The organism is Streptomyces sp. NPDC014006 (assembly GCF_043088925.1).
Taxonomy (GTDB): Bacteria; Actinomycetota; Actinomycetes; order Streptomycetales; family Streptomycetaceae; genus Streptomyces.
In genome coordinates, this window is sequence record NZ_JBICAJ010000010.1 from 192210 (window position 1) to 216549 (window position 24340).

27 protein-coding genes and 4 pseudogenes are annotated in these 24340 nt (G+C 71.2%); 15 read left to right on the top strand and 16 right to left on the bottom strand.

Annotated elements, in window-relative coordinates:
• Positions 1–46: 46 nt before the first annotated feature.
• The 5 genes and pseudogenes from ACF1GV_RS30530 to ACF1GV_RS30550 form a co-directional block, all read right to left on the bottom strand.
• Positions 47–292 carry a DUF5133 domain-containing protein gene (locus ACF1GV_RS30530; RefSeq protein ID WP_363262926.1) on the bottom strand — a complete coding sequence of 82 codons (246 nt, stop codon included), beginning with the start codon at positions 290–292 and terminating at the stop codon, positions 47–49.
• 186 nt (positions 293–478) lie between these two features.
• Complete coding sequence (locus ACF1GV_RS30535; protein ID WP_391686891.1) at positions 479–1486, bottom strand: YihY/virulence factor BrkB family protein; 1008 nt, start codon at positions 1484–1486, stop codon at positions 479–481.
• 139 nt (positions 1487–1625) lie between these two features.
• The gene (locus ACF1GV_RS30540; protein ID WP_391686894.1) at positions 1626–1772 is read right to left on the bottom strand and encodes a hypothetical protein; all 147 of its coding nucleotides are present in this window, start codon (positions 1770–1772) and stop codon (positions 1626–1628) included.
• Positions 1757–2302: a TetR/AcrR family transcriptional regulator gene (locus tag ACF1GV_RS30545; protein WP_391686897.1), complete on the bottom strand. Its 546-nt coding sequence runs from the start codon at positions 2300–2302 to the stop codon at positions 1757–1759. The genes ACF1GV_RS30540 and ACF1GV_RS30545 overlap by 16 nt, the downstream gene beginning before the upstream one ends.
• A gap of 25 nt (positions 2303–2327) precedes the next feature.
• Positions 2328–2749: pseudogene (locus tag ACF1GV_RS30550) on the bottom strand (AMP-binding protein); the annotation flags it as partial.
• On the opposite strand from ACF1GV_RS30550, the gene ACF1GV_RS30555 reads away from it, so the two are divergent.
• The 3 genes and pseudogenes from ACF1GV_RS30555 to ACF1GV_RS30565 all read left to right on the top strand — a co-directional run.
• Complete coding sequence (locus tag ACF1GV_RS30555; protein WP_391687338.1) at positions 2657–2863, top strand: hypothetical protein; 207 nt, start codon at positions 2657–2659, stop codon at positions 2861–2863. The pseudogene ACF1GV_RS30550 and the gene ACF1GV_RS30555 sit on opposite strands and share 93 nt — an antisense overlap.
• Positions 2864–2937: 74 nt before the next feature.
• Positions 2938–3270, top strand: coding sequence for a hypothetical protein (locus ACF1GV_RS30560; RefSeq protein WP_391686900.1), 333 nt, complete (start codon positions 2938–2940; stop codon positions 3268–3270).
• Between the two features lie 428 nt (positions 3271–3698).
• A pseudogene (locus ACF1GV_RS30565) lies at positions 3699–4211 on the top strand (SAM-dependent methyltransferase); the annotation flags it as partial.
• Between the two features lie 60 nt (positions 4212–4271).
• On the opposite strand, the gene ACF1GV_RS30570 reads toward ACF1GV_RS30565, so the two are convergent.
• Positions 4272–5078, bottom strand: coding sequence for a helix-turn-helix domain-containing protein (locus ACF1GV_RS30570; RefSeq protein WP_391686902.1), 807 nt, complete (start codon positions 5076–5078; stop codon positions 4272–4274).
• Positions 5079–5277: 199 nt separating this feature from the next.
• Between ACF1GV_RS30570 and ACF1GV_RS30575 the strand changes: the two genes are divergently transcribed.
• The 6 genes from ACF1GV_RS30575 to ACF1GV_RS30600 all read left to right on the top strand — a co-directional run bounded on the left by ACF1GV_RS30575 (position 5278) and on the right by ACF1GV_RS30600 (position 11012).
• Entirely contained in the window at positions 5278–5694 is a 417-nt protein-coding gene (locus tag ACF1GV_RS30575) for an SRPBCC family protein (RefSeq protein WP_391686905.1), read from the top strand.
• An 88-nt stretch (positions 5695–5782) separates the two neighbouring features.
• Positions 5783–6619: an SDR family oxidoreductase gene (locus tag ACF1GV_RS30580; protein ID WP_391686908.1), complete on the top strand. Its 837-nt coding sequence runs from the start codon at positions 5783–5785 to the stop codon at positions 6617–6619.
• Positions 6620–6707: 88 nt separating this feature from the next.
• Complete coding sequence (locus ACF1GV_RS30585) at positions 6708–8630, top strand: SMI1/KNR4 family protein (protein WP_391686911.1); 1923 nt, start codon at positions 6708–6710, stop codon at positions 8628–8630.
• A gap of 269 nt (positions 8631–8899) precedes the next feature.
• On the top strand, positions 8900–9373 hold the full coding sequence (locus tag ACF1GV_RS30590; protein ID WP_391686914.1) for a carboxymuconolactone decarboxylase family protein: 474 nt from the start codon (positions 8900–8902) through the stop codon (positions 9371–9373).
• A gap of 150 nt (positions 9374–9523) precedes the next feature.
• Positions 9524–10447, top strand: coding sequence for an RNA polymerase sigma-70 factor (locus ACF1GV_RS30595; RefSeq protein ID WP_391686917.1), 924 nt, complete (start codon positions 9524–9526; stop codon positions 10445–10447).
• Positions 10448–10712: 265 nt separating this feature from the next.
• Positions 10713–11012 carry a hypothetical protein gene (locus ACF1GV_RS30600; protein ID WP_391686920.1) on the top strand — a complete coding sequence of 100 codons (300 nt, stop codon included), beginning with the start codon at positions 10713–10715 and terminating at the stop codon, positions 11010–11012.
• 31 nt (positions 11013–11043) lie between these two features.
• On the opposite strand, the gene ACF1GV_RS30605 is transcribed toward ACF1GV_RS30600, so the two are convergent.
• The 5 genes and pseudogenes from ACF1GV_RS30605 to ACF1GV_RS30625 form a co-directional block, all read right to left on the bottom strand.
• The gene (locus ACF1GV_RS30605) at positions 11044–11268 is read right to left on the bottom strand and encodes a hypothetical protein (protein WP_391686923.1); all 225 of its coding nucleotides are present in this window, start codon (positions 11266–11268) and stop codon (positions 11044–11046) included.
• Between the two features lie 91 nt (positions 11269–11359).
• Positions 11360–11622, bottom strand: a pseudogene (locus tag ACF1GV_RS30610) (FtsX-like permease family protein); the annotation flags it as partial.
• Positions 11623–11693: 71 nt separating this feature from the next.
• Positions 11694–12773 carry a HEAT repeat domain-containing protein gene (locus tag ACF1GV_RS30615; RefSeq protein WP_391686926.1) on the bottom strand — a complete coding sequence of 360 codons (1080 nt, stop codon included), beginning with the start codon at positions 12771–12773 and terminating at the stop codon, positions 11694–11696.
• 3 nt (positions 12774–12776) lie between these two features.
• A complete protein-coding gene (locus ACF1GV_RS30620; protein WP_391686929.1) occupies positions 12777–13445 on the bottom strand; it encodes a HEAT repeat domain-containing protein in 669 nt (222 codons plus the stop codon).
• A 117-nt stretch (positions 13446–13562) separates the two neighbouring features.
• The gene (locus tag ACF1GV_RS30625; RefSeq protein WP_391686932.1) at positions 13563–14348 is read right to left on the bottom strand and encodes an alpha/beta fold hydrolase; all 786 of its coding nucleotides are present in this window, start codon (positions 14346–14348) and stop codon (positions 13563–13565) included.
• 101 nt (positions 14349–14449) lie between these two features.
• Between ACF1GV_RS30625 and ACF1GV_RS30630 the strand changes: the two genes are divergently transcribed.
• The 4 genes and pseudogenes from ACF1GV_RS30630 to ACF1GV_RS30645 all read left to right on the top strand — a co-directional run.
• Positions 14450–14623 carry a hypothetical protein gene (locus ACF1GV_RS30630; RefSeq protein WP_391686935.1) on the top strand — a complete coding sequence of 58 codons (174 nt, stop codon included), beginning with the start codon at positions 14450–14452 and terminating at the stop codon, positions 14621–14623.
• Between the two features lie 97 nt (positions 14624–14720).
• Positions 14721–15344, top strand: a complete 624-nt coding sequence (locus tag ACF1GV_RS30635; protein WP_391687314.1) for a histidine phosphatase family protein — start codon at positions 14721–14723, stop codon at positions 15342–15344.
• A gap of 65 nt (positions 15345–15409) precedes the next feature.
• Positions 15410–15697 carry a hypothetical protein gene (locus ACF1GV_RS30640; protein WP_391687317.1) on the top strand — a complete coding sequence of 96 codons (288 nt, stop codon included), beginning with the start codon at positions 15410–15412 and terminating at the stop codon, positions 15695–15697.
• Positions 15634–16113, top strand: a pseudogene (locus tag ACF1GV_RS30645) (TauD/TfdA dioxygenase family protein); the annotation flags it as partial. The gene ACF1GV_RS30640 and the pseudogene ACF1GV_RS30645, both read left to right, overlap by 64 nt.
• A 32-nt stretch (positions 16114–16145) precedes the next feature.
• Here ACF1GV_RS30645 and ACF1GV_RS30650 read toward each other — a convergent pair.
• A complete protein-coding gene (locus tag ACF1GV_RS30650) occupies positions 16146–17198 on the bottom strand; it encodes a GlxA family transcriptional regulator (RefSeq protein WP_391686938.1) in 1053 nt (350 codons plus the stop codon).
• 121 nt (positions 17199–17319) lie between these two features.
• On the opposite strand from ACF1GV_RS30650, the gene ACF1GV_RS30655 reads away from it, so the two are divergent.
• The gene (locus ACF1GV_RS30655; protein WP_391686941.1) at positions 17320–18150 is read left to right on the top strand and encodes a dienelactone hydrolase family protein; all 831 of its coding nucleotides are present in this window, start codon (positions 17320–17322) and stop codon (positions 18148–18150) included.
• 16 nt (positions 18151–18166) lie between these two features.
• Here the strand turns inward: ACF1GV_RS30655 and ACF1GV_RS30660 are convergent, their stop codons facing one another.
• From ACF1GV_RS30660 to ACF1GV_RS30675, 4 genes are all read right to left on the bottom strand, one after another.
• Positions 18167–19423, bottom strand: coding sequence for an MFS transporter (locus tag ACF1GV_RS30660; RefSeq protein ID WP_391686944.1), 1257 nt, complete (start codon positions 19421–19423; stop codon positions 18167–18169).
• Positions 19414–19914, bottom strand: coding sequence for a MarR family winged helix-turn-helix transcriptional regulator (locus ACF1GV_RS30665; RefSeq protein ID WP_391686947.1), 501 nt, complete (start codon positions 19912–19914; stop codon positions 19414–19416). The genes ACF1GV_RS30660 and ACF1GV_RS30665 overlap by 10 nt, the downstream gene beginning before the upstream one ends.
• 71 nt (positions 19915–19985) lie before the next feature.
• A complete protein-coding gene (locus tag ACF1GV_RS30670) occupies positions 19986–20711 on the bottom strand; it encodes a dienelactone hydrolase family protein (RefSeq protein ID WP_391686950.1) in 726 nt (241 codons plus the stop codon).
• Between the two features lie 157 nt (positions 20712–20868).
• Positions 20869–21699: an SDR family NAD(P)-dependent oxidoreductase gene (locus tag ACF1GV_RS30675; protein ID WP_391687320.1), complete on the bottom strand. Its 831-nt coding sequence runs from the start codon at positions 21697–21699 to the stop codon at positions 20869–20871.
• A gap of 390 nt (positions 21700–22089) precedes the next feature.
• Here ACF1GV_RS30675 and katG point away from each other — a divergent pair, with 390 nt between their 5' ends.
• Positions 22090–24282, top strand: a complete 2193-nt coding sequence (katG, locus tag ACF1GV_RS30680) for a catalase/peroxidase HPI (protein WP_391686953.1) — start codon at positions 22090–22092, stop codon at positions 24280–24282.
• Positions 24283–24340: the final 58 nt, after the last annotated feature.

Consider the following 24340-nt stretch of genomic DNA (forward strand, 5'->3'; position numbering starts at 1 on the left):
GACTTCGGGCCCGTCGCCGGCGCGAGGCGACGGGCCGGGCAGCGAGTCAGGCGGCCAGCACCTGAGCCGTGCCGGTGGACGCCCCCCGGCCGGCGCGCAGGCGTTCCAGCAGGGCGTCGGCGGCGGCGAGAGCCTCGTCCACCGAACGCGTGCCCGTCATGACGCACAGCGTGTAACCGGTGTCCTCGAGTTCCCGGCTGGAGTGGCCGGTGGGCTGCAGGTCATGACGGAACCGGGCCTCGGCGAAACGGGCCAGCACCGCACGCAGTTCCTTCTCCGCAGGCAGCAACACAGCGACACCCTCTCTGCACAGGCGAGCCGTTACCGGCCCTCGCGACACGTGAGCGCGCACCCCGCCGGGAACCCGGCAGTTGACCTGGAGCACACGCTTGATCCGGTGAGTCGTGTGCCCCGGCGGAATCACGGTATGCACACGGCGTGCAGCGCTCCGCCGACCTCACCCGCCCCGGCCGCAACGTCAGGGAGGCCCTTCGTCACCCATGGTCGGTGGCGGGGGAGTGTCGAACCGGACGGAGATCTTCTCGAACCCCTTGAAGGACTCCGTCGTCGCATAGGAGCGGTAGGCGCGCAGGTCGCCGGTGGCGAGATGGACCCGGTCGGTGAACGGTGTGAGCAAGCTGCGCGGCCACAGCCGCAGGCAGCGCACGGCGATGACCTCGGCCGCGGTCAGGTACACGACGGCGGCGAGGTAGATCCAGGCGAGCAGGCCGAGCACGATGCCGAACATGCCGTACGTCGCCGTGGTACCCCGCAGCACGTGCCCGACGTAGTACGAGCCGCCCCACTGCAGCGCCTGCCAGGCACACGCGGCCCCCAGAGCCGGTCCGTACATCGGGCGCCGCGGCAGGTCGCGGTGGGTCATGAGCCGGTAACTGACCAGGAGGAGAGCGGCATTGACGACCACTCCCGCCGCACCGACGGCGATCCGCAGGCCCAGCGCCAGGCGGGTGCCGAAGATGCCGGTGGCGGATTCCGCGGTGGACAGTGCCGTCGTCAGGACCAGGCCGACGGCGAGCAGGAGCAGGAAGGACAGGCTCTTCACACGTGAGCGCAGCGGGTCGGGCCGGGCATGCCGCGGTACGGCGAAGATCTTGTGCAGGGCGTGCTGCACGGCCTGGGCCACCCCGAGAGCGCCGTAGATGCTGCCGACGACGCCCACCGCGAGGGCGGCGCCGCTGCCGTGGAAGGAGTGGATGTTCTGGCCCAGCTGGTCGCCGATCACCGGGAACTCGCCGAGCGCCGAGTGGAGCACCGAGTGCTGCAGGTCCGGGTTGCCGTGCAGGGCGGCGCTGAGAACGGCCACCAGGAACAGCAGCAGCGGAAAGAGGGAGACGAAGCCGTAGTACGCCAGCAGGGCGGCGAGATAGGTGGCCTGGTCGTCGAAGAACTTGTACACCACGGCCAGCGGCACACCCGCCCACCGGTGCCGTCGCTGATATCTGTCCAGCCGGGCCAGCACGTCCATGTGCGCTCCCACAACCCTCGGGGGCGAGTCCGCCCCTCGGCGACGCCCGCAGCATTCCGGTGCCCTGCCGGACCGATCCCACACTGCCCGCGGAAGGGGCCGTGGGATCACCGGCCGCTCTCCCGCACGCCCGACGCTGTCAGCGTCGTCGCGGCAGGCGGCGCAGCGGCATCTCCAGGGCCAGCCGCAGCTGCGGCTCGAACGGGCGGATCACCTCCTCGCGGCTCATCGAACCGACAGGCTCGAGCCGCAGCAGGTAGCGGGTGGTGATCAGACCCGCCGGCACGCTGGAGAAGCGGCCGCCCGCCTGCGCGCGTGCACCCCGCCGGCGAGCTCGGCGAGCCGCTGCACGACCTCGCCTTCCCGTGCCTCCTTGACCGGGGCCGCGACCGCGTCGTCCTGCACGGCGCTCTTGAACATGGTGACCAGGGCAGGACCGGACTCCGGGGCCTCCCACACCGCGGTGAGCTGCCGCAGCACCCGCTTTGGGAAGGAGTCCCGGTCGCACTCCCGCACCAGCCGGGCCACGAGTTCCGCCGGGTTGGCCGACGGCGCGAGGGCGGCTCCGCACAGGCCCTTCCTGGAACCGAAGTCATAGCTGAGCAGGGCCAGATCGACGTCCGCCTCGGCGACGACCGACCGCATGGTGACCGAACGGTACCCGTGCTCGAGGAAGCGTCGGCCTGCCCGCAGCCACCTCCACCTCACCGGCGCTCCGGCACCGGTGGCCGAGGCCGCCCGGTCCTCACTGGCCGCCGCCCGCGCCATCGGCGGGCCGGTCGCCACGCAGGCCCCCGGCGCCTTCTTCGACGGCATGCACGCCGCCCTGCTGGGCGCGGCGGTCCTCCACCTCGGCGGGGTACACGCTCTCCCCACCGGAGATGATCATGTCCTTGATGCGGTCGACGACGCAGACGTAGCCGTCCTGGTCGACGCGGGCGGCGTCCCCGCTGCGGAACCAGCCCTCAGTGACCGGCAGGGTGAGCATGTTGAGAGCCGCCGTGTGGAACACGCGGCCGAGACCAGGGCGCGTTCGGGGGCGGTCAGGTCGAAGTCGACGAGGACGTCGACGGCGTTCCCGATGAGGTTTCCGTGCGTGAGCATGGCGCCCTTGGGGCGGCCGGTCGTGCCGGAGGTGTACATGATGATGCAGGTGTCGTCCGACGGCGCGTGGACGAGGACCCCGGCTTCGGAGTCGGTGAGCTGGCAGGCGATTTCCGGCCCGGCGAGGCGCGTGTTGAGCGGGACGAAGACGGTCCCGAGGACCAGCAGACCACCGTGCGGGTCACGGACACCCTGCTCCATCCCCTCACGGCCTCCGAGCGAACGATGCTGCACCTACCGCTGCGCAAAGTCGCCGCGGCCGGGATGAAGTGACGTGACGTCACGAGCGGTGCCTGCCGTTCCGCGAAGCTACAGTGGCCGAGCCGAAGGAGGGGAAAGGAGGGGACATGGGCATCGAACTGGAGCTGCACGCCGCGCGTCCCACGCGCAAGGGGTCGTCTCGGGAGACCTTCCTGCGGGGCTCCTACAAGCACGGTGAAGCGTTGGCGAGGGCGCTGAGCACGCTCGACCTGCATGACGCGGGACCGCTCGGACGGGTGGATCCCTATGGCGACACGCTGTTCAACGAGCAGGAAGCCCAGGTCGCCGGTCACCACGTCTCCGCCCTGGTCCGGCGGTGCACGGACGAGGGGCAGAAGGCGGCCCTGCTCGACCTTGCCGAACTCCTCGAAGCGTGCGCGGCGACGCCGGGCAGCTACGTGTGGTTCGTGGGTGACTAGCCGTAAGGATCGAAGCGGGACGCGACCACGAGCGGTGGCGCAAGCCTTCCCCCCGGTCGCTTGGCGACGGTTGGAGGGTGCCGCTCCGGCCGGCTGTTCTGCTCCGGCGCGGCGCGCCTCGATCCTGTGGGCGGCTGCTGGTGGAGTATCGGTCGAAGGCGGCCTCACCGCGGGCCGTCCCGCACTGCCTCACCGCGGATGGAGGTCCGGCGATGAACTCGTCCGGCGGCGACCCGCTCGCTGCTCCGGCTCAGCCCCCGTCCGACACACTGATCCTTCCGGCACTGCTCCCCTTGGGCCCGCGCTGCGGGGCCGGCCGGCTCGAGGGCCCTCTCGGCGTGACGGCGGCGGCGCCGTGACCGCCGCCGGGGGCGCGGGCGGCCGGTACGGCGAGGACGTCTTCCGTCCCGATCAGGTGGGCGAGGGCGAGCGCTCCCGGTTTCGTCTCCGAGCGGTTCCGGCTCGTCCACGCACGCTTCGTGCTGATGCACCTGCCCGAGCACCAGCGCCTGGTCACGGCCTTGGCCGAACGCGTCGAACCGGGCGGTGTCCTGGTCCTCAGCGACGCGGTCGACCTGACGAGCGACCGCGCGCCGAGCACGCCGTACGCCGTGGCGATGCGGGCGATGTGGCAGGGGCTGAGGGACACCATCGGCACGGACGTCTCCTGGGTGCCGTCCTACCCGCATCTGCTGCGTGAGGCGGGACTCGTGCCCGTCGCCGCCGAGATGCACGTGCCGCCGCTGCTGCCGGGCAGCCCCCTCAGCCGGTTCTGGGCGGACACATGGGAACGGAGCAGAGCGGCGATGCTCGCCACCGGACTGGTCGACGCGGCGGCTGTCGATGAAGCGGTCCGGTATCTGGACTCCGAGGAATGCGCCGCACTGTCGGCCGGAATGCTCACCGTCTGGGGTTGGAAACCCCGCGAGATCCAGCGCTGACCTGCTACCCGATCGCGCTTCCCGCGGCCTGGAGCAGTGCCCGTGGCAGCCTGGGCCGCCTCAGGTGAGCAGACGTCGAACGGCCGTCGGTGTGTGGCCGAGGTATTGACGCATCGTGCGGGTGAGGTGCGCCTGGTCCGCGTAGCCGAGGTCGGCGGCGAGGGTACCGAGGCTGTTCTCGCCGGCCTCCAGGCGGTCGAGAGCTCTGCCGATGCGGACGCGCTGGCGGTAGTGGGTCACGGTGACCCCGAGGGCGCGCGGAAAGGCCCTGCTCAGGCGGTAGGGGGAGACGCCGAGCAGTTCGGCGAGCGAGAACAGTGTGTCCGCTGAGGGATGGGCTTGGACGATTGCCTCCCGAGCTGCCGCGACGAGCGCCCGGTCGCGCGCGGACGGCGTGGGAGCGAGCGGGGTGGGTCCGGTCGCGGTGCGGCCGATGGTGGCCGCCAGGAGCGCCAGCAGTTCCTCGCAGAGCGCGTATCCGACGTCTCCGCAGGGCGCGGCGGCGAGCAGGCGTCGATGGGCAAGGTCGAGCGGCGGATCGACGTAGACGGCCTGGGGGGCCGGTGCTTCGGCGTCGTCGGCGAGGGAGCGCCACAGGTGCGGTGTCACGCTGATGGACGTGCAGACGTCGCCGCCCGCGGGGTGGGCGAAGCTCTCCTCCTCACCCGGCACACCCACATACGCCATGGTCGTGTCCATGTCGGCGGTGTCGCCCGCGACTCTCCGGCGGAACCGGCCGAGGCGCACGAGCACGATGCGGTAGTCGGTACGCACTTCCGGAGCCGACCAGCGGACGTGGTCGCCACGACAGGTCACCGCGGTGACGGTGAAGTCGGGGTGGCCGGCGACAGGAAGGGCTGTGAGCACTCTTCGCACGCTACGCCGGAGGTCTGACACTCGCGCTCCGCTGCAAGGATCTTCAAGACCGGGGCTTGCCGCAGGGAGCACGCTTGCGTGGTGCGAGTGCCTCCGCGCTCCGCACGGCTCGCGTTCGCTTCTTCAACGATCCTCGCAGGTCAACGGCAGGCGCCGCACCGCTCTGCCGCCGTCGGAAAGGGACAGATCCATGGCATCCATTCGCCGCGAAGCGCTGATCGACAACACCCCGGACCACGTCTGGGCCGCGATCCGCGACTTCGGCCAGGTCCATCACCGCCTCGCACCCGGGTACGTCACCGACACCAGCGTCGACGGCGACGTCAGGACCGTCACCTTCGCCAATGGCGCCGTGGTACGCGAGCTCATCGTCGATGTCGACGATGAGTCCCGGCGCATCGCCTACGCGGTGGTCAGCGGCTCCTTGGAACCCGCGCACCACCACGCCTCCATGCAGGTACTGGCCGAGGAGGAGAACCGCAGCCGCTTCGTGTGGATCACCGATGTGACGCCGGACAGCCTCGGTGAGCCCATCGCGAAGATGGTCGATGAGGGCCTCCGTGTCATCACGCACACCCTGGACCGCGAGGTCACGCCGGCCGGCTGAACTGCGGCAGCGATCGCCTCAGCGCGACGTCGTCGCGGCTCTGGCATGAACTGCCGGGTGAGTGCCGCGTTCGCTACCGTGTCCGTCCATGACAGTTCTGATCATCGGCGGCAGCGGATTCCTGGGGGGCGAACTGGTCCGCCAGGCCACCGTGGCGGGGTACGAGACGGCCGCCACCTTCGCCACACGACCGGGCACGGCCGCGGGTGTCGCCTGGCATCGGCTCGACGTCCGGGACCCGGCACAGGTGGCCAGGGTGATGGCCGATGTGGCGCCCTCGGTCGTGATCAATGCCTCGAGTGGTCTGTCAGACTGGTCGGTCACCGCCGACGGGGCGGTCCGGGTGGCGCTGGCCGCCGCCCAGCGCGGATGCCGCCTGGTGCATGTCTCCAGTGACGTGGTCTTCTCCGGTGCGCGGGACCGGTACGACGAGAGCTGTCTGCCCGATCCGGTCAGCCCGTACGGCGCCGCGAAGGCAGCCGCCGAGACAGCCGTGCGGCTGCTGGTGCCGGGCGCCGCCGTCGCCCGGACCTCCCTGATCATCGGCCACGGCCGATCCGAGCACGAGCGCATGGTGCACGCCCTGGCGTCCGGAATCCGCGACGGGATTCTGTTCACCGACGACTTCCGCTGCCCGGTGCATGTCGAGGACCTGGCGGCCGCCCTGTGGGAGATCGCGCTGTCCGACGAGGCGGGGATGTTCCACCTCGCCGGGCCGGACGCCCTGAGCCGCCATGACCTCGGTGTGCTCATCGCCCGGAGGGACGGACTCGACAGCACGCGGCTGCCCACCGGGCGACGGTCAGACACCACCGTGCCCGGACCTCTCGACGTGCGGCTCGACAGCCGCGCGACACAGAAGCGGCTGCGGACCCGGCTCCGCGGCGCACAAGAGTTTCTCGGCGAGGACGGCGGCCGGAGATGAGCCTCCCGGGACCCGGAGGGCCGGGCCTTCGGCGGCGTGCCCCGGGAGGATAGGGGGCGTTGTCAGTGCCGCGTGACACGATCTGGCCATGATGGGAGAGGTTTTCAACTGGCGGTATTTCCTGGGGCGTTGGCAGGAGGAGTGGGTTCCGCGCGAGGACGAGGACGCCGAGGACCAGGACGGCGAGGACGAGGACGGAGCGCGGACCTTCGCGGCCCTGGGCGCACCCGGGGCGGACCAGGCGGCGATCGCCGCGGCCGAGGAACGGCTGGGCCGGCTGCTGCCTCCCTCGTACCGGGAGTTCCTGGCCGTGAGCGACGGGTGGCGGGTGGAGCAGACGGCCGGGATCTACCGGCTCGGTGGCGCCGCGGACATCGACTGGTTCCAGGACCCGTACGACCTCACCCCGCTGTACGAGGAGAACCTGGGCGACGACCCTCGCAGGGAGGACGTCCTGCTGGCCGGGATGTGGCGCCGGGCGCTGCGGCTGGAGACGGAATCCGACATGTCGCACGCCCTGCTCGATCCGGGGGACACCGACGAGGACGGCGAGTGGGCGCTCTACGTCTACAAGGGCTGGAGCGGTGAAACGCCGGACCGCTACCCGTCGTTCCGCGCCTACATGGAAGCGATGTACCGAAGCTTCCACGCCGACCGGGCCAAAAGTCCCGACTTCGTCAACGCGACCACGCGTGCCCAGGACGTCCGTGTCGACGAAGCCCGCCTGCTGGCCCTGCGGGGGCGGTACGAGGAGGCCCTGCCCCTGCTCGAGGAGGCCATGTCCTTCGGACGGCCGCGCAGTGCCGTCATGCTGAACCAGCTCCGGCATCTGCTGGCTCCGGCCGGCTCCCCGGGCTACGGCGACCTGGTGGCCGACCCGCGCTACCTGCCCGACATGCTGCCCTTGGAGGCCATGACGCCCGCGAGCGGCGCATGGCGACTGGGCGGGGACGACCACTGGCTCGGGATGATGACCGCCCGCGGCGTTGACCGGAAGACCGCCGAGGCCGTCCTGAGCGCGCTGCGGGACGGCACCCATCTCTACGCGCCTCCCGGCCCCTGGGGCCGGGCCGTCGCCGAGGCCCGGGAGTCGGCCCGCTGGGGAGAGACCGACGCCGCCTGGCGGATCCTGCGCGACGCGCTCCCGCACTGGGAGGCGCCCGGGCCCTTGCTGATCGCCCCGATCGGCCTGCTCGCCGATCCGGTCCTGGGCCCGCTGATCACCCCCGAGCGCGGGCGGGAAGTCCTCGCGACACCGCGGGCCGGGCAGACCGGCCCGGCTCCCGAGCCGGTGCCCGATCTCGACCCGCCGGGCCTGCAGTGGCTGACCGAGCCCGCGGTGCACGGGCAGCCGCTCGACGGATACCGCTGTATCTGGGTGGAAGGCGTCGAACCTGCCCGTCTGCCCGCCCTGATGGGTGAGGAAGGCGCCGAACTGAGCGCTCCCGTCGACCTGTTCAGGGCACTCCGGCGCATGCCCCGGCCCCGCGAGCGGGAGGGCGTGGAACCCTGGGAGGACCGGGCCGTGGTCGCCGTGGGCCGCAGCTCCGGGAAGTGGGCCTTCGCCTTCGACGGCCACTCCCAGCACCGCATGAACAAGCTGTTCCTGTCCCCGGCCGCCGCCGCGTCCACCTCCGGCCGAGCGGTGGTGGTGTGGCGCGACCCGAAGAGCGCCTTCCCGGACGACCACCCGTCCGCGTTCCACCTCTCGGTGGCCGAACGGGGCGAGAAACTCTACGCGTTCACCGTACGGGGTACGGACATCCAGCGCTCCGGCGCGATACCCGAGGCGTTGGACCCCGCCCATCTGTTCCGCCCGGACGACACCGAACCGGTCCGGGAGCAACGGGCGCTGGCAGCCCTGCAGACCGAGCTGGGCCTTTCGCTGCCCCGCTTCGCGCTGACCCGAGGCAGACTCGCCACCTTCACCACCCGGTCCTGGACCCGGGCCCCGCAGGCGGGCGAGGGGTACGCCTACCTCACCTTCAGCTTGCTGCGGCAGCGGCCCTGAACACGGCCGGCTGGACAGGGCCGGCCCGTGGACCGCGGTAGTGGACAGCAGGACGACATGTTCGCCGGGGAAGCCCGGGGTGAGCTGTCGCCCCGCGGGGCCCGGGCGTTGTGGTGGGGGACGGCCGGGCTACTGGATGCTCGCCCTGGGCATCTCCCTCTGCCGCTGAGGCCTGACAGGGTGACGGGGGTCACATGTGTCCGTGTCACAGGGCGCCGGGCTGCGTCGTCTCAAGGGTGTAGCCACTGACGACCACGGAGGAACACACCATGGACGCGCGACTGAACTACTTCGCCAGCCCGACCGGCGGCAAGGCCCTCAAGTACTTCATGTCGGCGGGCAAGGCTCTCCAGGCCTCGCCCCTGCCCGCCGCGACCCAGGAGCTCGTGGCGCTGCGCGTGAGCCAGATCAACGGCTGTGCCGTCTGCATCGACATGCACACCAAGGAGGCCGCCGCTGCCGGTGAGACCGCCGTACGGCTGCACCTGGTGGCGGCGTGGCGCGAGGCCACGGTCTTCACCGAGGCCGAGCGCGTCGCGCTGGAGCTGGCGGAACAGGGGACCCGGGTCGCGGACGGGGCCGGCGGGGTCAGCGACGAGCTCTGGGCGCGTGCCGCCGAGCACTACGACGAGGAGCAGCTCACCGCACTGGTGATCATGGTGTCCTTCATGAACTCGGTGAACCGGCTGAACATCATCGCCCAGCAGCCGGCGGGTGACTACGAGGTCGGGCAGTTCCACTGACCGGCTCCGGCCACCGGCGGCGACCGGCCCGGGGCTCGTCCGCGGGCCCCGGGGCCTTGCTGCGCACCGCCGGCGGACCGGATGATCATCACCAGAGGATGCCCGCGCCGACGGTCCGGCCGGGCGGAAGGAACGCAGGGGGGAGCCGGCGTGAGCAAGGTCGAGGAGTTCGAGGAGTTGCGGCCGCTGCTGTTCTCGATCGCCTACCGGATCCTGGGCAGCGTGGGTGAGGCCGAGGACGCGGTGCAGGAGACGTGGCTGCGCTTCGACGGCTCGGCGACCCGGCCCACGTCGACCAGGGCGTTCCTGTCGGCCACGGTGACGCGGATCTCGATCGACGTACTGCGTTCCGCGCGCATGAGGCGCGAGGAGTACGTCGGGCCGTGGTTCCCCGAGCCGCTGCTCGCCGATCCGTATCAGGATCCGGCACGCTCGGCGGAACTGGCCGACTCGGTGTCCATGGCGGCGCTGCTGCTTCTGGAGCGGCTGAGCCCGCTGGAGCGGTCGGTGTTCGTGCTGCGGGAGGTGTTCGGCTTCGGCTTCGACGAGGTCGCTGCGGCGGTCGGACGGTCGGAGGCGGCCTGCCGGCAGCTGCTGGTACGGGCGCGGCGGCACATGCAGGCCGGACGGCCACGGTTCGAAGCGGACCGTCAGGAGCGGCAGGAGTTGGCGTCGCGGTTCTTCGACGCCCTCCGCGAGGGTGACGTCGTAGGTCTGCAGGATCTCCTTGCCGCCGATGTGTCGATGGTCGGGGACGGCGGCGGCAAGGCGCCCCAGCTGGCCAGGGCCGTCATCGGCGCCGAGAACGTGGCCCGGCTGCTCGCGGCGGTTTTCCCCCTGCTGGCCCGGATCGACGTGAGGTTCGAACCGCACGAGGTCAACGGCCAGCCGGGAGCAATCTTCCGAGACCGGGACGGCAAAGTGCTCCATGTCCTGGCCATCGAGGTGCTCGACGGGCAGATCCAGACCATCCGCTCGGTGATCAACCCCGACAAGCTCGGCCACCTCGGGCCGGTCGCCGACGCGTGGGCTGTCGACCGCGAGGTGAAGCGGACCCGCCACCGGACGAAGTGACCCGGGTAGGGGCGTCCCGCCATCCTGCCGTGACCTGGGCCGATGGCCAGCATCGATACACAGGGTGAGGGGTCGACGCCACGAGCGAGGTCCCCTTCGCGGCGATAAGGAGCCAGATGGCCGAAATGTGCCGGTGAGTGTGCCGGGGCGAGGGAGCGGGTACGCGCGCCGTCTGACCGCGTCCGGAACAACCCCGGGGCCCGCGTCATCCGGTGTTCCGCCGCGACGGACCGGGCGACGCGGACTCGGCAAGGAGGAGAAGATCATGCAGATGACTGGACGGATCGCGATCGCCGGCGCTTCCACGGTGCTCGCCGCGGGCACCATGGGGATCGGCAGCGGTCCCGCGACAGCGACCACTTCTCAGGCCCCCGCCCACCACGCGGCCGCCGCCCCGGCCGGCACAGAGCAGACCACCGACCGCCACCCCGCCGCCCGGCAGCCCACGGACCCGTGGATCGAGGACCAGCTGGCGGCCTTCTACCCGTCGTCCACCAAGCGGCTCGCGGTGTTCGACCCCTGGGTCAAGGACCAGCTCGCGCTGTTCGGGAACGGCAGCCGGTGAGCGGAGCGACGGCGGCGGCGAGAGGCGCCGACTACACCTCTCCCGTGGCGAACAGCTCAAGGTGCCCGCACTTGGGACAGCGATACGCCTCTATCTGCCGCCGGGGCCGTCCCATCCGCTTCGCACCCCCGAGAAAGCCCCGCTCCAACGCGCCCTCGATCCAGCGCGCGTACCCGCGTGAATGCTCCCCGGCATCCTCGATGAAACCCTCCATCAGGCCGACGGTGCCGCAATGGGTGCACGTGTAATTGTTCATCAGGTGAGTGTAGGTAGAGCTGCGCCCTCTGATCCGCCGGCCGGCAGTCGGCCTCGCGGCAGCGGTCGGCGCGCCGCACCACCGCCCCGCCTCACCGCCGCAGCAGCGTCCTCGCCGGCAGGGTGACCGCCACCCGGCTCAGCCCCACCGCGCCCCCGACGAAAGCGGCGTACATCATCGGAGGAACGTACGGGGCCTCACCGGTCAGGCCGCCCATCATCGGTGTCAGGTTGGCCGCGACGACGGCGTGCCCAGGACGATGCCCGCCACCGCCACCAGCAGGCCCTCCCAGCGCAGCATGGCCATCACCTGGCGCCTGATGGCGCCGACGAGGCGCAGCATGCCGAGTTCGCGCCCGCTCACGGCCCTGTGCGGGACATGGAGTCTGCCGGCGGATCCGGGTGGGGACACTCCGAGGACACCGGTCAGGACGGCCCGCCGTGGCCTGACGCGGACTCGGGTTGGTTCGCAGCGACGCGAACGGCCTGCGGCTCGCCCGGCACTCGGGCGTTGCGTCGCTCGAGCAGGTAGGTCGCGGTGAGTGCGACGGCGCGGTCCTCGTCGTGTGACAGGTCGGCGAGGGCGCGTGACGTCGTCGTACCCGGGATGTCCGCGAGCGCCTGTGTCAGCCGTCCACGTGCCGACGCCCCCGAGGTGTCGTCGGTGAGGCGGTCGACGAGCCCGGCAGCGATGTGATCCGCCAGCGCGGGATCACTCGCCAGCGTGCTGAGGGCGTCGGCCGCGTCGGTGTCGTTGCTCCCCGCGACGATCATGTCGAGGAGCGTCGGCACCGCGTCGGCCACTCCGCGTGCCCCGAGCGCCAGAGCCGCGTACCCGCGCACCACGACGTCGGGATGCGTGAGGGCGTCCCGCAGCACTGCGGTCGCCTCGCCGTGCGGCATCTCGGCGATGGACTGGACGGCACGTTTGCGCACCTCGGCACGGGGTGAGCCGAGGCCCTCGGCCAGGAGTTCCAGCCCGTCCCCGCCCGACTGGGCCAGCGCCCAACGCAGGGCTCCGGCGACGTTCGGGTCGGACTCGCGCAGCACCGCCTCCACCAGCGCCTCCACCGGCAGTTGAGCCTCCGCGACCGCGGACAGGGCCGCGCGCTGCCGCGCCCCCGCGCTCTTCGACCCCAACGCCTGGAGAAGCGCCACGGTTTGCAGCACGTCCTCCCAGTCGGCGGGCTCCGCGGCACCGATCCGGCGAAGCCGTGTGAGCAGCTCCCTCTCCGCCGCGATGCGTTCTCGCGTCCCGCGGATGAGGTCGTCGACGAGCTCGCCGGGCGCGAAGTCCGGGTCGTCGAGCGCCCGCCCGACGTCGCGCAGCGACAGCCCCAGTGACCGCAGGCTCTCGATGTGAAAGATCCGGCGGATGTCGTCGCCGGAGTACTCCCGATAGCCGGAGCCGGTACGACCCGTCGGCCGCACGAGGCCGAGCGATTCGTAATGCCTGAGCATGCGGGCACTGACCCCGGACCGTCGCGCGACATCACCGATCAGCACTGCCTACCGCCCCTCCTGACCGGTTCCGCCGAGGGCCACGACACGCTTCGCCTCCTCGATCGCGAACCCGAACCCGGCGTCCGGGTCGTGCCACAGCCGTTCCGTGGCGATCGCGTGCGCGCGCACGCGCGGGTCGCCGTTCGTCGTCGCGGCGCCCAGAACCGGCAACATCACCTCGCCGAGCGCGATCAGGGCCCGGCTGAGGCTCAGCTGCGTCTCACGCCCCCCGCGCCCGAGCTGTGTCGCCAACACTACGGCCAACTCGTGCTCCTCCCCGTCGGGCACGAGGACGACCGCTGCCCGCCAGGCGCTCCGGGCCACCTCGTCGTCGGCGTCGGACAGCAGCGCCGGTGTGATCACCGGCCAAGCTTGCCGATCCCCGATCTTGGACAGCGTGTGCAACGCCTGGCTTCTTGCCTGTGCCCGCTCCGAGCGGACTGCGTCGACGAGCAACGGGACCGTCGTGGATGCCGGGTGGCGGGTGAGCGCCCACGTCAGCATTTCGCGTACGTGGAACTCCGGCTCGATCGCGCAGCGCGTGACCAGTTTCCCGATGACGGCCGGGTCCGGGGCCGTGCCGACCGCCAGCGCCGACTGCAGCCGGATCGACGCGCTGTCGCTGTCGAGCCCCTGGAGGACTCGCCGCTCGGTGTCCTGCTTCGCCTGGGTCATGAGGACCACCTCCTTGGCCGCAGTGAAGACCTTGTCACCGTGTCAAGGTCAAACGAAGCCGGGCCGAGAACGGTCACCCCGCCCGCGCTCGGCCCTTCCGGGGCCCCGGAGGACGGTTCAGCGACTCGCCGCGATCGCTTCCAGCAGGATGCCGGCGACCCGTGCGGGCTGCTGGACGGGGACGAGATGCCCCGCTTCGGGCACGGTCACGGTGGTCACGTGCGGGCAGGCCTCCAGGCCCCGTCGCTCGCCCTGGGTGAGGCCGATCTCGTCGTGCTCGCCGCGCACCACCCAGGTCGGAACGCCCGCCTCGCACAGCCGGGGCACCAGTGAGGGATACCGGTCCAGATACGTGTAGTACTCGCGCACCATGCGTCGGCAGACCGCCGGGTCGTTGTGGGCCATCGCCCGCTCCACGGTCGCTGCCTGGTGGGGCGGCAGGCTTCTGCGTATGGCCCGGGGCACGATCTTCAGCATGCCGCTCCAGGCGAGCGGGCCGAGTCCCGGCACCCGTCCGATCGTGTTCAACACGGTCAGCGCCTTGGCCTCGTCGCCGCGGGAGAAGGTGGGGGAGAGCAGCACCAAAGGGCCGGTGAACAGGCCCGCGGCCGCCATTTCCAGCGCCACGTTCGCGCCCAGGCTGTGGCCCACGACGACGTCGCAGCGTTCCCGGACGGCGATGTCGGCGAGGAGACGGGCGTAATGCTCCATGCTGACGTCGTCGGGCGGTTGCGTGAGCCCGAAGCCGGGCTGGGTCACGGCCACCAGGTGGACGCCCGCCAGGGCCTTCTCCGCCATGAGGTCCGCGTAGGCCTCGGTGGTGCACATGCCGCCGGGAATGAGCAGGACGCGGTGTGCGGACTCCGTCGGCCCTGTCCGGCGTATGTCCCAGGTGACGCTCACATCTCTCAGGCTGCCAGACGTACGCCGACCGCGCATGCAGAGCCGGCCGCTGCGCTGCCCGCGGTGGCCGCCCGCCGGGACGGTACAGGGCACGCGTCGACGTGCCGGGCGTCGCTGGAACGTCTCTCGCGCAGGGGCACGACCCGGTCGACGACCTCGACCCCGTCGCCCTGGGCATACCGGCCGACCGTGTCTTCACCGCCGGGGACCGCGTCACTCCGCGCACGGTGGAGGAAGCGGTCCCCGAGGGGCTGACGGTGGCGGCCGAGCTGTGACGTCCTGCCACGGAAGGGGGGCAGGGAGGGAACCGGCACGCCATGCGGCAGCGTCCATTGGATGCACAAGATCCCCAACGGCGCAGAGGAGTTCGAGATGACCGGCACCGCCTCCCGTCACCTCTATCTGGTCCGGCACGGTGAGGCGTCGCCCGACGAAAGCACACTGACGGAGGCGGGTCGTCGGCAAGCCACACTGCTCGGTAGACGCCTCCGGGACATCCCCTTCACGGCAGTTCACCACGGTCCGCTGCCGCGCGCGGAGCAGACCGCACGCCTGATCGGCGCGCACCTCAAGAACGTCCCTCTCAACTGCACAGACATCGCCGGTGACTACGTTCCCTACGTCCCGGAGGCGGACGAACTCCCGGCCGATTCCGCAGACTTCTACCTCAGCTTCCTCGCCGGTGCCACCGCCGAGGAACGCAGGCACGGACCTGTGCTGGCGCGCCAGGCGCTGGAGCTGTTCGCCGGCCCGGTGGCCGGCGAAGAGGACCGGCACGAACTGGTCGTCACCCACAACTTCCTGGTCGCCTGGCTGGTCCGCGACGCCATGCAGGCGCCGAAGTGGCGCTGGCTCGGCCTCAACCACTGCAACGCGGCACTCACCGTCATCCGCTACGCACCCGGTCGCGCGGCCACGGTCCTCCTCTCCAACGACATGCGGCATCTGCCCGCCGAACTGCGCTGGACGGGCTTTCCGTCCGAACTGCACATCTGAAGAAGTAGGGTTCCGAGCCGCGTGCGATGGGCGTCGAGCGGCAGGCCCGCGCGGCGGGTATCGCCATGCCCACACCCGTTGAGCCGGTGAACGCCGTTTTCGATTACGCCGCCGACATCGACGGCGACGGCGTCGTCGGCACCCACGAGTGGGTCGACGGCGAGCCGATCGGCGACACCGACATCGCTGAATGGCTGGGGACCGCTCTGGCCCGACTGCACCAACTCGCGCCCAACCCCGGCGCCGAACCCGACTGGCGCCGGTGCCGGCTGCTCCCTGGTGCACGCAGGCCGACAGCCAACTGGCCTGCGAGTCGCTGTCGCCGGGCCTGCGGGACTTCGTCGACACGCTGACCGCCGTCCACGACGGCACCCGCGAGTTCGGGTACTACCTGGCCCAGCGCCGAGGTGGCCGCGGCAACCTGTGGGAGGGCGAGACGTTCACGCAACTGACGCCGGTGGAGCACCCGGTGGTACGTGTCCATCCCGAGAGCGGCCACAAGAGCCTGTTCGTGAACCCGGGCTTCACCTCATACATCGTGGGCGTCTCGGAGCGCGAGAGCCGGGGCGTCCTCGACATCCTCTACGCCCACCTGACCAAGCCCGAGCACGTCGTACGGCACCGCCGGCAACCGGGCGACGTCGCCCTGTGGGACAACCGCAGCACGGCTCACTACGCCAACCGGGACTACGGCGACCAGCACCGGGTCATGCACCGCATCACGCTGCGCGGGGACACACCTGCCGGCCCGCCGAGCACCCACCGCTGACCCACGCGGCGTCGGAGATCTCTTCCTCCCTCTCAAACAGACCGACGATGCGGTGATCGCGAACGGACCTGGGTGCCGCCGTCCGCGGTGGCCTCCCGGTCCGTGCGGCGGAAGACGGCCCGGTAGGCGCTCGGCCGGTGGCCGGTGTGGCGGGCGAAGAGAGCGCCGAAGGTGCCGGGGTCCTGATAGCCGACTGCCGCGGCGACAGCGGCGACTGTGCGATCGGTGGTCTCCAGAAGGTGGCGGGCCCGGCGGACCCGCGAGGCCTGCAGATGGGCCAGCGGGCTGTGTCCGGTCTCTTCGGCGAAACGGCGCAGCAGCGTGCGTGTGCTGACCTGGAAGGCGGCCGCGAGCGCCACGAGGTCGTACCGCTCGGCGAGGTGCTGGTCGAGCCACCGCATGACCCGCTGGGAGAACTCCCGGCCCGGCTGCGGGAGGAGCCGCGGATCGACGTACGGCGTCTGAGAGGTCCGCGCGTCGTCGACTAGCGCCAGCCGTGCGGTGGTGCGGGCCACCCGGGCGCCGTCGTGCCGGCGGATCAGGTCGAGCGCGAAGTCGTACATGGCGCTGAAGGCGGCCGTGGTCGTCACCCCCGTGTCGGTGACGACCAGGTGCTCGGGCCGCACCTCGGCGTCCGGGCAGCGCCTGGCCAGTTCACCGGCGTGCAGCCATGAGGTGGTGGCCCGGCGCCGGTCGAGGAGCCCGGCCTCGGCGAGCAGGAACGCGCCGACGCAGAGGGAGACGACGGCGGTGCCCGCGGCGGCCTGTGTGCGGATCGCCGCGACCTCGGGGGCGAGCCGGGCGAGCCGTGCGTCGAGGTCCGAGTCCGGGCGCAGTTCGAAGCCGGGGACCACGAGGACGTCGACCTCGCGCAAGGGACGCACATCCAGACGCACGCCGCCCGATGCGGTGACCCGGCGGCGGGGCGAGACGACCGACACCCGGTAGCCGGGCGCGTCCGCTCCGGCGACATGCCCGGCCATGGTCAACAGGTCGGGGATGCCGAACACTTCGGACGCGAAGCATTCCGGGTACGCCAGGACCCCGACCCTCAACGCACCCGGCCCGGCGCCGTCGTACGTCATCGCCACTCCTTGGTGTCCCGCCCGCGTGCCGCTCCGGCACCCTCGTGTGTGGCGAGATTACCCCTGCCCTCGGCGATCCCGCCCCTCACCCCGTGACCGGCCCCAAGGCCACGCTGACCCCATGAGCGACGACGATCCGATCACCGACTTCACCCGCCGGAGCGTGGCCGTGGAAGGGGTGGCGAAGACGGTGTACGTGGCCGGGGCCGGGCCCGCGGTCGTGGTGCTGCCCGAGATGCCGGGCATCAGTCCCGACGTCCTGCGGCTCGCACGCTGGGTGCGCGACGCGGGCTTCACCGTCCATGTGCCCTCGCTGTTCGGAACGGACGGCGCCTTCCCCACGGTCGAGGGCGGCCGGGAGATCGTCCACCGGGCCTGTGTCAGCGCGGAGTTCCGCGCCTTCGCCGGGGGCGGCACCAGCCCGGTGACTCTCTGGCTGCGCGGCCTGGCGCGCCAGGCCCACACCGCGTGCGGTGGGCCGGGGGTGGGCGCGATCGGCCTGTGCTTCACCGGCAACTTCGCCCTCACCATGGCCCTGGAGCCCGCGGTGATCGCCCCCGTGGTCAACCACCCGTCGCTGCCGCTGGACGACCCCGGCGGACTCGAACTCGACGAGGCGGACGCGCGCGCCCTACGCGACCGGTTCGACCGTGACCGACTCACCGTCCTCGCCTACCGGTTCGAGGGCGACCGCTGGTGCACGGGACAGCGCTTCGCCGCCTACCGCGCGCTGCTGGGCGAGGCTTTCGACGGGCGTGTGCTCCCGGACAGTGCGGCGAACCCGGCCCCGCCGCCGTTCTTCGCCGACCTGGTAGGCACCCCGCACAGCGTCGTCACCGCCCATCTCCTCGACGAGGCCGGCCACCCCACGGTCCGGGCCCGCGACGAGATCCTCGCCTTCCTCACCGACCGTCTGCACCCTCACGCGCGCCGAGCGCTGCCCGCCACCTGACCGCTTCCGAGTGGGCTCAGGGGCCCTCCGAGACTGCGTGGGCAGGGGAGGACGTGCAGGACCCGCGCAGTCGTGCCGTCGTGGCGCCCACCATGGCGACGGCGCCGAGGCAGAGCAAGCCGCCGCTGACGAGGGCAGCTGTTCCGGAGGTTGCGTCCGCCACGAGGCCGGCTCGCATGTTGCCGATGTCGGGTCCGGCTTGCCCCACGATCTGTTCAGCTGCGCCGACGCGGCCCAGCAGCTCCTGCGGGGTGTGCCTCTGGACGACGGTGCTCCGGGAGACGACGGAGACGGTGTCGGCGGCCCCGGCGATGACGAGGAAGACCAAACCGGCCCATGCGTTCGCTGCCATGCCGAACAGCGTCAACGCTGCGCCCCAGGCGGCGGAACCGCCCAGCATGATCAAGCCGGGGCGCGGGACACGGGTGAAGGTCCCCGAGAAGAGGGACGCGACCATGCCACCGACGGCGATGGCCGTGAGGAACAGTCCGAGGGTGCGGGGGTCGCCGTCGAACCGTTGGCCGTTGATCAAGGGGAACAGGCTGATCGGCATCGACAACACGGTGGTGGCGAGGTCCGTGAGCAGGGCTGCGCGAATGACGGGGGTGCGGCCCAGGAAGGCCAGGCCGTCGAGCACTCCTCGTAGGCCGGGCCGGGCAGGCGCGTCTCCCGGGTGCATCGGCGGCAATCCGCAGGCACCGTGGAACGCGGCGACGAACGTCATGGCGTCGATCAGATAGCAGGCGCCGACTCCCAGCCCGCCCACGAGCAAACCGCCGAGCGCGGGACCGAGCAGCATGGCGCCCTGAAAGGCGATGCGTCTCAACGCCAGCCCAGCGGCAATTTGGTGCGTGGGCAGAAGCCGGGGAATGAAGGTACGCGAGGCCGGGCCCCCGCCCGCGACGAAGCATGACTGGAGGGCGACGAGCCCCAGCACGCCGACGGCGGGAACGTGCCCGAGGAAGCCCTGGAGTGCGAGGAGGAGCGAACACGCGGCTTGCCCGCCGGTGGTGAGCAGATAGAACGCCCGGCGGTCCACTCGGTCGACCAGCGAGCCGGCCCACAGTCCGAGCGCGACGAGCGGAATCGCCTGTGCCAGTCCGACGGCGCCCGTCCACGTGGGGCTCTTCGTCATCTGCCAGAGCTGGAACATGACGGCGACGAGCGTCATCTGGCTGCCGAAGCCGGACAGGGTCTGGCCGATCCACAGCCGTCGGAACGGTGGCGACGACCGTAACGGCGTCACGTCGATCAGCGTGCGCCTCAGCCCCATCCGGGATCCTCGGCCAGCTTCTCGCTGATCCGGTCGTGGAGGCTCTTGCGCTCCAGAGCTCGCTCGATGTCGGTGACGACCTGGGAGAGCGGGTAGGGGATCTCGGCTTCCAGGTCGGTGAGGGCGGCCTCGGTGGCCCGCCATTCCGCCGCCAGCCGACCGACGACGCGGTGGGCTTTGTCGGTGAGCGTGACCTTCTTGGTGCGTGCGTCATCGCCTACGACGGTCTGCACCCAGCCGGCCGTGCGCATGGCGGCGACCTTCTGGCTGAGCGCGGAATGCGTGCGCTGGACCGAGTCGGCCAGTTCCGCGATGGTCATGGGCCCGCGGGCATGCAGCCGCAGCAGCTCCATGACGTAGCTGGGTTTGAGCCCCTCGATCTGTTGCCCGGCGTAGATCCGGGCGATGTCGGCGTCCATCGACGCCTGCAGCAAGCGCAGGGGCCGCCAGAGGCTCTGCTGTGTCGGGTCGAGCGCATGGTTGTCGGCCATGCGACACATCGTAACAGTACTTATATAAGCACTGTTACTTTCAGGGTCCGCTCGAACTGATCAAGAACACGTCAGTCGTCCACGGGCAGGCACTCGGCGAGCAGGTCGACGATGTCGCGCCAGGCCCGCTGCGCATGCTCGGGGTGGTAGCCGACGCCGGGGACCACGGCGTGGTCGACCGGCGGGTGGTGGAAGGCGTGCAGGGCTCCGCCGTAGACCACCAGGCGCCAGTCGACGCCCGCGGCCTGCATCTCCGCGGCGAAGGCCTCCCGCTGCGCGGGCGGCATGATCGGGTCCTCCGAGCCCACCCCTGCCCACACGGGGCAACGGATGCGCGCCGCCTCGCCCGGCCGGCCCGTGGTCAGTGCGTTGACCGTCCCGATCGCCCGTAGGCCGACGCCGGCGCGCCCCAGTTCCAGCGCGATCGCGCCGCCGGTGCCATAGCCGACAGCGGCGATCCGGTCGGTGTCGGTGCGTGGTTCGGCGCGCAGTACCTCGAGTGCCGCACGGCCGATCCCCCGCATCCGGTCGGGGTCGGCGAGCAGCGGCATCACGCGCGCCAGCATCTCCTCTGGGTCGGTGAACCAGCGACCTCCGTGCAGGTCGAAGGCCAGGGCCACGTACCCCAGTTCGGCGAGGGCGTCGGCCCGGCGGCGCTGGACGTCGTTGAGGCCCGGCCCCTCGGGCCCGATCAGGACCGCGGGCCGGCGGCCGGCACCGGCGGGGAGTGCCAGGTGCCCTCTCATCGTCAGACCGTCGGCAGGGTAGGTGACCGTGCGCGTTGTGACCGTCGTCATGAGAACGGACTGTAGTGACGGCGGAGCCCGGTCCGGCCGGACTCTGCTGTCGGCAGAGCGGCACAGCGCCCTTCGGACAGCCCGTGACCACCGCGCAGGACAGCCGGTGGATCGGCCGCCGCAGCGGCTCGGGCATCGCTCGCCGGGCCCGCGGGACTCAGCCGGCGGTGTCGGAGGGTTCGGCGGCGCGGGGGCCGATGTGGTGGTCGAAGCCCATCGTCCCCGGGTCGAGGGCAGTCGTCCCGCCGTCGACGGTGAGGACCGCGCCGTTGACGTAGGAAGCCGCGGGGGAGAGCAGCCAGTCGATCGCCTGGGCGACCTCGCGTGGCTCGCCCGGCCGTCCCATCGGCAGGAACCCGGTCGCTTCCCGGTAGCCCTCTTCGATGCCACCGGACAGACCGGCCTCCTCGGCGAACCGCGCCATGCGCCGGTCGGCCATCTCGGTGCGCACCCATCCCGGGCACACGACGTTGGCACGCACCCCGCGGCGCCCGTAGTCGACGGCGACCGAGCGGCACAGCTGAAGCAGCGCCGCCTTGGAGGTGGCGTAGGGAGCGTTGCTGGTGCCGTTGCGCAGCGCGGACACCGAGGCGACGGCGACCACTGCGCCGCCGGACTCCAGCAGCCGCGGAAGCGCCGCGCGCAGCAGCAGGAGCGGCCCGGTGACGTTGGTGCGCATCACCTCGTCCCAGTCGCGCAGGGTCAGGTCCCCGACGGCTCCGCCGCGTCCGATGCCGGCGTTCAGCACGACCCCGTCGAGCCGTCCGTAGGCGGTGACGGCCGCCCGGACGACTCCCTCGGCCGCCTCGGGCTCGCCGACGTCGGACGGGTACGCCAGCGCACCCGTCTCCCGTGCGAGCCGCTGCAGGGGTTCGGGCCGGCGCCCGGAGACGACGACGTGGTGGCCTTGCTCGCGCAGCAACCGGGCGGTGGCCTCACCGATGCCCGAGCCACCGCCGGTCACCACGACCACCCGCTCGTCCGCCACCGCAGCCACACCCCTCACCTGATCACGAAGCATCCGGTCCGACTCTAGATCCGGCACCTGCAACGCCGACGAGTTTTGGCCAGTGCCCCGCTGTGCTGAGTGCAAGCGCCGGATCGGTGCCACCGGGCCTCCTCAGCCCGCTGGAAGTCGGCGCGGAAGCGGAAAAGGCCGTCCGTTCTCTCCCGTCTTTCATAGGGGTGTGCTCTGCGTGTTCCATAGCGGTGCGGTCTGCGGTGCGCGACCATACGGACGCGGCACAACACATCTTTCGGCCGGTGGGCGCCATGGCGCGCTGAGCGTGTGGGTCGACATGCTCGCAACCGGTAAAGGCGAATGACGTCAAGAACAGCGGCCAGCAGAAGGAACACCGAGACAGGAAGAAGGACGGGCATGTCCGGCAGCGAAAGCGAGAACCCAGCAATCCCTTCCCCGACGCCCACGCCGACTCGGCGGCCGAGGACGAACCGGGACTGGTGGCCGAATCAACTGGACCTTCAGGTTCTCCACCAGCACTCGCCCCGCTCCAATCCGATGGACGAGGACTTCGACTACGCGAAAGAGTTCGCGACCCTCGACGTCGACGCGCTGAAGCGTGACGTCTTCGCGGTGATGACGACCTCCCAGGACTGGTGGCCCGCCGACTACGGTCACTACGGGCCGCTCTTCATCCGGATGAGCTGGCATGCCGCCGGAACGTACCGCATCGCGGACGGCCGCGGCGGGGGCGGCAGCGGCGCGCAGCGCTTCGCCCCCCTCAACAGCTGGCCGGACAACGCGAGCCTGGACAAGGCGCGCCGTCTGCTCTGGCCGGTGAAACAGAAGTACGGCCGGAAAATCTCCTGGGCCGATCTTCTGGTCTTCGCCGGAAACTGTGCCATGGAATCCATGGGATTCAAGACGTTCGGGTTCGGTTTCGGGCGGCAGGACATCTGGGAACCCGAGGAGATCTTCTGGGGCCCCGAGGACGCCTGGCTCGGAGACGAGCGCTACAGCGGTGACCGGGAACTCACCGGTCCTTTCGCCGCCGTGCAGATGGGCCTCATCTACGTCAATCCCGAGGGGCCGAACGGAAACCCCGATCCGATGGCCGCCGCCCGGGACATCCGGGAGACGTTCAGGCGCATGGCGATGAATGACGAGGAGACCGCCGCGCTCATCATCGGCGGCCACACCTTCGGCAAGTGCCATGGCGCGGTCGACCCCAGCTATATCGGCCCCGAGCCCGAGGCCGCCCCCCTCGAGCAGCAGGGCCTCGGCTGGCGGAACACGTACGGCAGCGGCAAGGGCCCCGACGCGCTCACCAGTGGTCTGGAGGGCGCCTGGACCAACGAGCCGACCAGGTGGGACAACGGATACCTGGACAACCTGTACGGGTACGAGTGGGAACTGACGAGCAGCCCCGCCGGTGCCCACCAGTGGACTCCGAAGGATCCCGCGGCCAGGAACACCGTGCCCGACGCCCATGATCCGTCGAAGCGGCACGCCCCCATGATGCTGACGACGGACATCGCGCTGAGGGTCGACCCGATCTACGGGCCGATCACGAAGAGGTTCCACGAGAACCCGGACGAGCTCGCGCTGGCCTTCGCCAAGGCATGGTACAAACTGCTGCACCGCGACATGGGGCCCCTCTCGCGTTACCTCGGCCCGTGGATCCCCGAACCCCAGCTGTGGCAGGACCCCGTCCCCGATGTCGATCACGAGCTGGTCGGGGACGAGGACATCGCGGCCCTCAGGAGCCGGATCCTCGCCTCGGGCCTGTCCACCTCCCAGCTGGTCACCACGGCCTGGGCGTCGGCGGCCAGCTTCCGCGGCACCGACAAGCGCGGCGGGGCGAACGGTGCGCGGATCCGTCTCGCGCCGCAGAAGGACTGGGAGCTCAACGACCTCCCCGAGGTGACCGAGGTGCTGCGGACGCTGGAACGGATCCAGCAGGACTTCAACGACTCTCAGACCGGCGCGACGAGGGTCTCCCTGGCCGACCTGATCGTCCTCGGCGGGTGCGCGGCAGTCGAGCAGGCCGCGAGGAACGCCGGGTACGACATCACGGTCCCGTTCGCGCCGGGGCGTACGGACGCCTCGCAGGAGCAGACGGACGTGGAGTCGTTCGCCGTGCTGGAGCCCAAGGCGGACGCCTTCCGCAACTACCTTCCGACGGGGGAGAAGCTCTCGCCGGAGACCCTCATGCTGGATCGCGCCAACATGCTGACACTGACCGCTCCCGAGATGACGGTGCTGGTCGGCGGCATGCGGGCTCTGGACACCGGCTTCAAGGGGGCTGCCCACGGTGTCTTCACCCAGCGGCCGGGAGCCTTGACCAACGACTTCTTCGTCAACCTGCTGGACATGGGCACGGAGTGGAAGGCATCGGCTACGGACGAGAACGTCTTCGAAGGCCGGGACCGCATCACGGGCGAGGTCAAGTGGACCGCCACCGCCGTCGACCTCGTCTTCGGTGCGCACGCCCAGCTCCGAGCCGTATCGGAGGTCTACGCGGGCGAGGACGGGGAAGAGAAGTTCGTGCGCGACTTCGTGGCCGCGTGGAACAAGGTGATGAACCTCGACCGGTTCGACCTCGTCTGAGCCCGGCGCCCCGGTCGGCCCTCATCGGCCGACCGGGACGCGATGAAGCGCGGCAGCC